This is a genomic window from Nodosilinea nodulosa PCC 7104, from assembly GCF_000309385.1.
GTDB lineage: Bacteria > Cyanobacteriota > Cyanobacteriia > Phormidesmidales > Phormidesmidaceae > Nodosilinea > Nodosilinea nodulosa.
In genome coordinates this window covers 1442863-1452113 of record NZ_JH976537.1, presented here as the reverse complement: position 1 = coordinate 1452113, position 9251 = coordinate 1442863, and the positions used below count along the sequence as shown (strand labels likewise).

Sequence of the window (9251 nt, the reverse complement as noted above, 5' to 3'; positions counted from 1 at the left end):
AGCTCAGCTGGTAGAGCGCCTGCTTTGCAAGCAGGATGTCAGCGGTTCGAGTCCGCTAACCTCCACCACGAAAGTGAAGGATTGAATTCAGCACAGTGTGTTTTGGAGTATTCCGAAGCATAGTCTGCTGGGTGAGAGCCTGGCAAAGAACCTTGAAAACTGAATATGAGAGAAGTGTAAGGTAGTACACACAGAACATTTAAGTTCGTTGAGAGAAGAGTGAGTTTTGTTGGGTAAAGCCAATAAAACGAGGTCAAGCTACAACGGGCTCACGGTGGATACCTAGGCACGCAGAGGCGAAGAAGGACGTGGTTACCGACGATACGCTTCGGGGAGCTGGAAGCAAGCATTGATCCGAAGATTTCCGAATGGGGCAACCCTGTATACGGCCACCTGAATCCATAGGGTGGCGCGAGCGAACCCGGCGAACTGAAACATCTTAGTAGCCGGAGGAAGAGAAAGAAAACTCGATTCCCGTAGTAGCGGCGAGCGAACTGGGAAGAGCCTAAACCAGTGGTTTTTACCATTGGGGTTGTGGGACAGCGATATGGACTCGAGCGGTTAGACGAAGCATTGGAATGATGCACCAGAGAAGGTGAAAGTCCTGTAGTCGAAAACTTAACGATACTAGCTGAATCCCGAGTAGCACGGGGCACGAGAAATCCCGTGTGAATCCGCGAGGACCACCTCGTAAGGCTAAATACTCCTGCGTGACCGATAGTGAACCAGTACCGCGAGGGAAAGGTGAAAAGAACCCCGGGAGGGGAGTGAAATAGAACATGAAACCGTGAGCCTACAAGCAGTTAGAGCACGATTAAACGTGTGATAGCGTGCCTGTTGAAGAATGAGCCGGCGACTTATAGGGTCTGGCAGGTTAAAGCGGAAATGCTGAAGCCAAAGCGAAAGCGAGTCTGAATAGGGCGATAGTCAGATTTTATAGACCCGAACCCGGGTGATCTAACCATGGCCAGGATGAAGCTTGGGTGATACCAAGTGGAGGTCCGAACCGACTGGCGTTGAAAAGCCAGCGGATGAGCTGTGGTTAGGGGTGAAATGCCAATCGAACCCGGAGCTAGCTGGTTCTCCTCGAAATGTGTTGAGGCACAGCGGTAGTGATTATATACGGGGGGTAAAGCACTGATTCGGTGCGGGCTGCGAGAGCGGTACCAAATCGAGTCAAACTCAGAATACCCGTAGCACACACTGCCAGTCAGACGGTGGGGGATAAGCTTCATCGTCGAAAGGGAAACAGCCCAGACCACCAGCTAAGGTCCCCAAATGGATGCTAAGTGATAAAGGAGGTGGGATTGCAGAGACAACCAGGAGGTTTGCCTAGAAGCAGCCATCCTTAAAAGAGTGCGTAATAGCTCACTGGTCAAGCGATCCTGCGCCGAAAATGAACGGGGCTAAGCATCCTACCGAAGCTGTGGACTTGTACTTGTACAAGTGGTAGAGGAGCGTTCTGTATGAGTTGAAGCGTTAGCGAGAGCAGGCGTGGATTGTACAGAAGTGAGAATGTCGGCTTAAGTAGCGAAAATGTAGGTGAGAATCCTACACCCCGAAATCCCAAGGGTTCCTCCGGAAGGCTCGTCCGCGGAGGGTTAGTCGGGACCTAAGGCGAGGCCGAAAGGCGTAGTCGATGGACAACGGGTTAATATTCCCGTACCTGTTCTGGATTGTGGCGGGGGACGGAGAAGGCTAGGACAGCCGGATGTTGGTTACCGGTTTAAGCTATCGAGGTGATGAGAGACGGCGAAAACGTCTTGAGCCAAGAAGCGAGTACGACCCGTTACGACGGGGAAGTGTCTGACGTCAAACTTCCAAGAAAAGCCCGAACCACGTTAATCCAGTGATGGCCCGTACCCTAAACCGACACAGGTGGGAAGGTAGAGTATACCCAGGGGCGCGAGATAACTCTCTCTAAGGAACTCGGCAAAATGGCCCCGTAACTTCGGGAGAAGGGGTGCCACCGAGAGGTGGTCGCAGTGAAGAGTCCCAGGCGACTGTTTACCAAAAACACAGGTCTCCGCTAAGTCGCAAGACGATGTATGGGGGCTGACGCCTGCCCAGTGCCGGAAGGTTAAGGAAGTTGGTCAGGCTCTTCGGAGCTGAAGCTAGCGACTGAAGCCCCGGTGAACGGCGGCCGTAACTATAACGGTCCTAAGGTAGCGAAATTCCTTGTCGGGTAAGTTCCGACCCGCACGAAAGGCGTAACGATCTGGGAGCTGTCTCGGAGAGAGGCTCGGCGAAATAGGAATGTCTGTGAAGATACGGACTACCTGCACCCGGACAGAAAGACCCTATGAAGCTTTACTGTAGCTTGGTATTGGGTTCGGGCTTTAATTGCGCAGGATAGGTGGGAGACTTTGAAGTAGCTCTTGTGGGAGTTATGGAGTCACTGGTGAGATACCACTCTATTAAGGCTAGAATTCTAACGTTGACCCGTTATCCGGGCAGCGGACAGTATCAGGTGGGCAGTTTGACTGGGGCGGTCGCCTCCTAAATGGTAACGGAGGCGCGCAAAGGTTCCCTCAGGCTGGTTGGAAATCAGCCATTGAGTGTAAAGGCATAAGGGAGCTTGACTGCGAGACTGACAAGTCAAGCAGGTACGAAAGTAGGCCTTAGTGATCCGACGGTTCCGCGTGGAAGGGCCGTCGCTCAACGGATAAAAGTTACTCTAGGGATAACAGGCTGATCTCCCCCAAGAGTTCACATCGACGGGGAGGTTTGGCACCTCGATGTCGGCTCATCGCAACCTGGGGCTGTAGTCGGTCCCAAGGGTTGGGCTGTTCGCCCATTAAAGCGGTACGTGAGCTGGGTTCAGAACGTCGTGAGACAGTTCGGTCCATATCCGGTGCAGGCGTAGGAACATTGAGAGGAGTCTTCCTTAGTACGAGAGGACCGGGAAGAACGCACCGCTGGTGTACCTGTTATCGTGCCAACGGTAAACGCAGGGTAGCTAAGTGCGGAGTGGATAACCGCTGAAAGCATCTAAGTGGGAAGCCCACCTCAAGATGAGTGTTCCCATGGCATAAGCCAGTAAGGTCACGGGTAGACCACCCGTTAATAGGCGCTAGATGGAAGTCCAGTAATGGATGTAGTCGAGGCGTACTAACAGACCGAGGGCTTGACCTCATTACTCCTTCAATCAATCAACCAAAATGGCTGTGCGTACAGCCGCAACACTTCTCTCTATTCAGTTCCTCAAGGAACTTAAACAATCCAATATTAAAGCTCTTAAGCTTTCCTGGTGTTTTTGGCGCTGTGGTCCCACTCTGACCCATCCCGAACTCAGTCGTGAAACGCAGCTGCGGCGAAGATAGTGAGGGGGTTGCCCCTTGTCAAAATAGCTCGATGCCAGGTTCTTACTCGAACACCCTCTAGCCAAAAGGCTAGAGGGTGTTTCGTTTTTGGGGATTTAGATTGTTTCTTTGTATTAAGTGACTTGAGGCCATTGACCAAGCCAGCCTCTTGCGCCGTTTGAAGCAGTGGGCCTGGTAGGTGGAGTATCATTCGATAGGCCTGGGCGCCCTTGAACTGGCTGCTCGGTAACGGTTTGTTGAATAGGGAGCGAGATCACCGCCATCTCAGACTTTAGCCTCAGATAGGCTGGATATTGCCATCCCTATCTGGTGAATTTGCAGTAGGATACTTCGCTCCCGATTACGCTATTGCTCTCAGGATTGGTTCTTATGAACTGAGCAATCTGTTCTGTCGGCTTTTAGCGACAGTTGCCCCGCGACCACCCCCACTCTTCTACTCCAATGGAGATCTGAGAGCCTGGGTGAGGATTGCCGCCGCTGAGGTCAACCAGTGCTAACTCTGTCGCAGCTCGGAAGGACCCCCTATAGACCGGTTGGCCCTGGGCGTTGTTGCGATAAAACCGCAGGGTTGATACCGTGGGTTCTACGCCCGATCGCTCCCAGCGAATTTGCGAGAATCGCTGATTGGTGGCTTCGGCGCGGTATTGCCAACCGTTTTGCATCTGCCCGGTGCAGATGATGGCTGCGGTGGCCGGTGGCGCAGCTGGGGGCTGCGCGGTGGATTGCTGACCGCTGAACTGGATGAAGAAGGGTTGACCATCTAGGGTGCCATTTGACGAGATGCTGAGAATCGAGTTTTTGGGGCCGTAGCGAATGTTGGCGGGGCCTTGGGCATCGGCGTTACCGGAGGCGGTGAGATTGAGGACGATGTCTTCAGCTGTCCTGCGGGTCTGCTGTCCGGCAAAAGCGATGTTGTTGCCATCGGCGAGACGAATTGACATTTCGGCGCTGTTGTCGGGCTGAACGGTGACCGAGGCGAAGGAAATAGTTTGGTTTGGGCGACCTTGCAGTCCAAATACCCCCTGGCCCTGCTGGGTAAAGGTTTCCACGCTGGGGGTGGGGGGACGGCTAACACTGTCGTCGGCAATGGTGAAGCGAATCGATAGGGGCTGGCCATCAAGGGTGCCACTGCCGATTAGGGAGATCAAATTGGTATCTTGGTAGCGGACGGTGAGAGTTCCTGTGGCATCAGCTGCACCGGCGCTGGTCAACTGAATCTGGGCCTCATCGGCACTACGACTGACCAGTTGCCCTTCCCACCGCTGCAAGTTGCCATCTGCTAAGCGCAGAGTAATTTCAACTTGCTGATTGGGTCGGCTGGTTACGGTGACAAAGGTGACGGTTTGACTGGGGCGGCTGCCTATGGATAGAGTTCCTTCCCCTTCTCCCGCCAGGTTCAAGTCGGTCTGCTGGGCAATAACCGTAGAGGCAGAACTGGGCGCGGTTAGCCCGACCATTGGGGGAGCACTCATCACCGTGATGGCAACGCCACAGGCCACAGTTGAATAGGCCAGAATCGAACGGATTTTCATAGTGATACCTTTTGAATCAATTTCAGAACGTTTTACCTAGCGCTGGCTGCTAATCTCTAATGCGCTGTAGACCCATGCACTGTTTTTGGTAATAACCGAAAACAGCTAAGAGGCCAAGCGTCAAGCCAACTACAAAGGCATCATACGTGAAGTTGATAACTGATTAAGGGCGATTTTCATCCTATATTTATCCTATAAAGCTATCTGGCAAGGCAGAGGTAGAAAAGTTTTTTGGGGAAAATCTTAGCAGAAAAATTATTGCGACTCGGTCGGGTGACCAGGTATGCGAATTGCCTAAAGCCAGGGGTTTCGTCGGGTGATATTGCTTTCAAGGTTTGCGTAAGGTAACGCTTGAGCTTGATTTAATGAAAGGCTGCTGCTACTGTTCTCATGGCGTTGTGGCTGTTAGCGTGCTTTTCGTTATAGCACCTTTCATTAATTTTTTGAGCACATGTATTGATGTGGTGAAAGTTTATGCAGATTCGATCGCGCTATTTGCTTACTGTGGTGGTTTTGCTGCTAGGGCTATTTAGCCTGATGGCCCGAGTAAGTTCTGCCCAGAGTCCAGCCCTTGGCGATAGTCAAAACTCTTCATCGGCGGCTGTCCTATTCGAGAATGTGCGAATCTTTGATGGTGCTTCTGATACCCTGACTGCCCCTGCCAACGTACTGGTGATTGGCAACAAAATTCAGGCAGTTGATACCCGTCCGCTGCCTGTTCCAGCGGATATTGGCGTTAAGCAAATCAACGGGGCAGGGCGGGTGCTGATGCCCGGCCTGATTGACGTCCACACCCATCTATTTATGGAGACCAGCACCCCGGAGGATCTGATGGCGGCTGTCGCCGCGCCGGAGCGACTGTTTCAGCAGGCTCAGGAAAATGCTGCCGGCATGCTGATGCGGGGGTTTACCAGTGCGCGAGATATGGCGGGGCCGGTATTTGAACTCAAGCGGGCGATCGACCGTGGGACCGTCATGGGGCCGCGCATTTGGCCGTCGGGAGCGATGATTTCTCAGACCAGTGGCCACGGCGACTTTCGGGAGCTGAGTGATCTGCCCCGTACGTCGACCTCGGAGCTAAGTCTGGCAGAAAAGTTTGGGGTAGGGGCGATCGCCGACGGCGTAGACGAGGTTTTGCGCCGAACTCGTGAGCAGCTGATGCAGGGGGCCAGCCAGATTAAGTTAGCCGCCGGGGGCGGGGTAGCCTCTGACTACGATCCGCTTGACGTTAGCCAGTACACCGAGGCGGAGCTGAAGGCGGCGGTGGACGCCGCCGAGGACTGGAATACCTACGTAGCTGTCCACGCCTACACCCCCCGCTCTATTCAAAAGTCGATTCGGGCGGGAGTGAAGAGCATCGAACACGGCCAGTTGCTGGACGAAGAGACCGCTCGGATGATTGCCGAAAACGATGTCTGGCTGAGCATGCAGCCGTTTCTTGACGATGAGGACGCCAACCCCTACCCAGAGGGTTCTGAGAACCGGGCCAACCAGCTGATCGTAGCCGCGGGCACCGACAACGCCTACAACCTGGCGAAAAAGTACAACATTAAAACGGCCTGGGGTACTGACACCCTCTTTAACCCTGGGGGTGCCACTCGGCGCGGAGCAAATCTGGCTAAAATGGTGCGCTGGTACAGCCCGGCGGAGGTGCTGCGGATGGCAACGAGCACCAATGCGACACTGCTGGCTCTGTCTGGGCCGCGCAACCCCTACCCCGGTAAACTGGGTGTAGTGGAAGCGGGTGCCCTGGCAGACTTGTTGCTGGTCAATGGCAATCCTTTAGAAAACATTCAGCTGATTGAAAACCCAGAAACTAACTTCCTTGTAATTATGAAAGATGGAGTGATTTACAAAAATCTTCTCAACTGAACGGAGAGTTGATAGACGGGCAAAGTATTGGAGGAGACGAACACAATCATAATTCGTGTCGGAGATAATGACTCAAACGCCTCTTTCTTTTAGCGTCAACCTTCAGAATGCTCAAGTGACTTGGGCCCTGGGGCACCGGCTGGGGCAATGGCTTGAAGCGGGAACCGTATTGCTGCTGTCGGGAGATTTAGGCAGCGGTAAGACGACTCTGGTGCAGGGGGTGGGGGCTGGCTTGGGCATTGCTGGACCGATTAGCAGCCCGACCTTTACGCTAATTAACGAGTACCTGGATGGCCGATTGCCTCTCTACCATGTGGACTTGTATCGTCTGGCCCCAGAGCAGGTGGACTCTTTAGAGCTGGAAAGCTATTGGGATGCTTTAGAGGTAACGCCCGGAGTTCTAGCGATTGAATGGGCTGAGCGGATGCCAGATTGTCCTACAGCAGCTATTTGGCTGCGGCTAGAGACTGTGCCGGGGGGTGGACGGAGGGCAATATTAACGGCGGCGGATAAACAGATCGCGCTATTGGAGCAGGTGATTGGCGATGGCCTACTGGTTGATGAAGTCTGAGCCGGATGTGTACAGCATTGATGATTTGAAGCGCGATCGCACTGAAATCTGGGATGGCGTGCGCAACTACCAGGCCCGCAACTTTTTGACCAGCATGGCCCTGGGCGACAAAGCCTTTTTCTATCACTCCAACACCAAGCCGCCGGGAATTGTGGGGCTGATGGAAATTGTGGAAACTAACCTGGTAGACCCAACCCAGTTTGACTCGACTAGTCAGTACTACGACGCTAAGTCAACCCCTGAAACGCCGCGCTGGTATACGGTCAAAGTCGGCTACGTGGCAACCTTTGAGCGCGATATTACCCTCGATCAGCTGCGGGAATCTTTTGAGCCTGACGAGCTGTGGGTGGTGCGGCGGGGAAATCGACTGTCGGTGATGCCGGTGGAAGATGCGATCGCTGAAAAGCTTTTAAAAATGGCCCAGCGGTAGAAAGGGGAGATAAAAAGTAAACTATGAAACATTGCCAGGCTAGAACGTTGCAGAGATAACGACTGAGCCCCCCCTCACTCCCTCACTCCTCCACCCCTCCCTATGCATCTCCCCGAAGACCCTGAAACGCCGCTACAAATCAACATCGTGCCGATGATCGACGTGGTGTTTGCGGTACTGGCGTTTTTTATTGTTTCCAGTCTGTTTTTAACCCGCAACGAGGGGCTACCAGTGACCCTGCCGACGGCCGAAACGGCTGAAGCCCAGGCCCAGCGACAGGTGGTCGTGACGATAAATGCAGCAGGGGAGGTATTTGTTGGCGATAAAGCCGTAGCTGAGGACCAGCTTTTGGAAGCCATTCAGACCTTGGGCACCGTGGCAGATGGTGGCCTCGTTGTGATTCGGGCCGATCAGTCGGTGAACTATGGCCGAGTGGTGGGGGTGATGGATCGGCTGCGATTGCTGCCGGGGGTGCAGTTGGCGATCGCCACCGCAGGGAGTCAGCCCTAGAACGCCGGTACAGAAAGCCAGTTTCTTGGCCAGAATGGCGGTCCTGTCCCTGGCGCCGCGACGAAGACACCGTGTTTTGATTATCCTGTACCGATGTTGAGACTGCATTGCAGAATATCTCAATTCAATAATTTGTCGCGCTTAGGGCGTGCTGGGGCTAAATTTATGGCCGAAGCTTATAGAGAAAATTCTGGCTCAAGACTATGGCGCAACACCTTATACTCCTGCCGCCGCAGTTAATAAACCTGTTGCAGCTAGTGTTAACACCTTTGTGCTTTGCGCTGGCTTGGGCACTGGTAGGTATGACGCTTTGGCACATGGTGACGGCTGTGCGAGATGGGGTAAACCGGGCTAAGGTAATGCACAAAATACCCTGTTCTGATTGCCGCTATTTCACCAATAATCATCGGCTGAAGTGCCCCATTCATCCTACCGTTGCTCTTTCTGAGTCTGCCATTGGCTGCGCGGACTTTGACCATGCGGGGCTGATGTAGGTTGTGTAGATGCTCTCATGGCCAATAAAAAGCCAGCCCTACCGAGAGTGGTCGGGGTAGGACTGACAGTCTAAAAAGATATGGCTACCCTGTAGCATGCCCATGGAGTATAGTTTGTGGCGGTTTAGGGGATGATCTTTGGCTTTTCTTTAGGAGTTTCTTGGACTATTGGCACAACTCGAGGGGTACCAACGTAAGGTGGGATAAAGAGACACTTGATTTGGGGTATCAATAAGCACTCTATCAAAATGATATAAAAGGCTCTGGGCGTTGCCGCAGAGCCGGGTATCGTTACCGGAACGAATTCAACCCGGAACGATGACCTCCAATATATGAGAACGGCGACACCAGGTCGCCGAATTTTTGAGAACGCAGGGTCGAGCGGCGCTGAGCGTGATAGCCGAGGCGACGGGAATGAGCCGTAGCAGTGTCCATCGCCATCAGCAGTCGATAGACCGTGCTGAGCAATACCCTGAGTCGGGTGGGTGGAGTTGATAGTTGTGGGGTGGGGATAGGTTC

General features: G+C 53.5%; 6 protein-coding genes and 2 rRNA genes. 6 read left to right on the top strand and 2 right to left on the bottom strand.

Going from position 1 to position 9251, the window contains the following annotated elements; all coding sequences use genetic code 11:
• Window positions 1–251 precede the first annotated feature (251 nt).
• Both LEPTO7104_RS0106535 and rrf read left to right on the top strand, forming a co-directional pair.
• Window positions 252–3135, top strand: a 23S ribosomal RNA gene (locus LEPTO7104_RS0106535).
• Between the two features lie 111 nt (window positions 3136–3246).
• Window positions 3247–3363, top strand: a 5S ribosomal RNA gene (rrf, locus tag LEPTO7104_RS0106530).
• Window positions 3364–3721: 358 nt separating this feature from the next.
• Here the strand turns inward: rrf and LEPTO7104_RS36785 are convergent.
• Complete coding sequence (locus LEPTO7104_RS36785) at window positions 3722–4855, bottom strand: hypothetical protein (protein WP_017297755.1); 1134 nt, start codon at window positions 4853–4855, stop codon at window positions 3722–3724.
• Between the two features lie 474 nt (window positions 4856–5329).
• Between LEPTO7104_RS36785 and LEPTO7104_RS0106520 the strand changes: the two genes are divergently transcribed.
• From LEPTO7104_RS0106520 to LEPTO7104_RS0106505, 4 genes are all read left to right on the top strand, one after another.
• The gene (locus LEPTO7104_RS0106520; protein ID WP_017297754.1) at window positions 5330–6727 is read left to right on the top strand and encodes an amidohydrolase family protein; all 1398 of its coding nucleotides are present in this window, start codon (window positions 5330–5332) and stop codon (window positions 6725–6727) included.
• A 115-nt stretch (window positions 6728–6842) separates the two neighbouring features.
• The gene (gene tsaE / locus LEPTO7104_RS0106515) at window positions 6843–7298 is read left to right on the top strand and encodes a tRNA (adenosine(37)-N6)-threonylcarbamoyltransferase complex ATPase subunit type 1 TsaE (protein ID WP_017297753.1); all 456 of its coding nucleotides are present in this window, start codon (window positions 6843–6845) and stop codon (window positions 7296–7298) included.
• Window positions 7273–7728 carry an EVE domain-containing protein gene (locus LEPTO7104_RS0106510; RefSeq protein WP_026072430.1) on the top strand — a complete coding sequence of 152 codons (456 nt, stop codon included), beginning with the start codon at window positions 7273–7275 and terminating at the stop codon, window positions 7726–7728. The genes tsaE and LEPTO7104_RS0106510 overlap by 26 nt, the downstream gene beginning before the upstream one ends.
• Before the next feature lie 102 nt (window positions 7729–7830).
• A complete protein-coding gene (locus LEPTO7104_RS0106505; protein ID WP_017297751.1) occupies window positions 7831–8238 on the top strand; it encodes an ExbD/TolR family protein in 408 nt (135 codons plus the stop codon).
• Between the two features lie 785 nt (window positions 8239–9023).
• On the opposite strand, the gene LEPTO7104_RS42260 is transcribed toward LEPTO7104_RS0106505, so the two are convergent.
• A partial coding sequence (locus LEPTO7104_RS42260; protein ID WP_264307866.1) for a hypothetical protein occupies window positions 9024–9251 on the bottom strand: 228 nt, incomplete at its 5' end.

Bases quoted from the DNA above. Each gene is read 5' to 3' on its own strand.
- LEPTO7104_RS36785 (WP_017297755.1), bottom strand. From the start codon at position 4,855: ATGAAAATCCGTTCGATTCTGGCCTATTCAACTGTGGCCTGTGGCGTT.
- LEPTO7104_RS0106520 (WP_017297754.1), top strand. From the start codon at position 5,330: ATGCAGATTCGATCGCGCTATTTGCTTACTGTGGTGGTTTTGCTGCTA.
- LEPTO7104_RS0106510 (WP_026072430.1), top strand. From the start codon at position 7,273: ATGGCCTACTGGTTGATGAAGTCTGAGCCGGATGTGTACAGCATTGAT.
- LEPTO7104_RS0106505 (WP_017297751.1), top strand. From the start codon at position 7,831: ATGCATCTCCCCGAAGACCCTGAAACGCCGCTACAAATCAACATCGTG.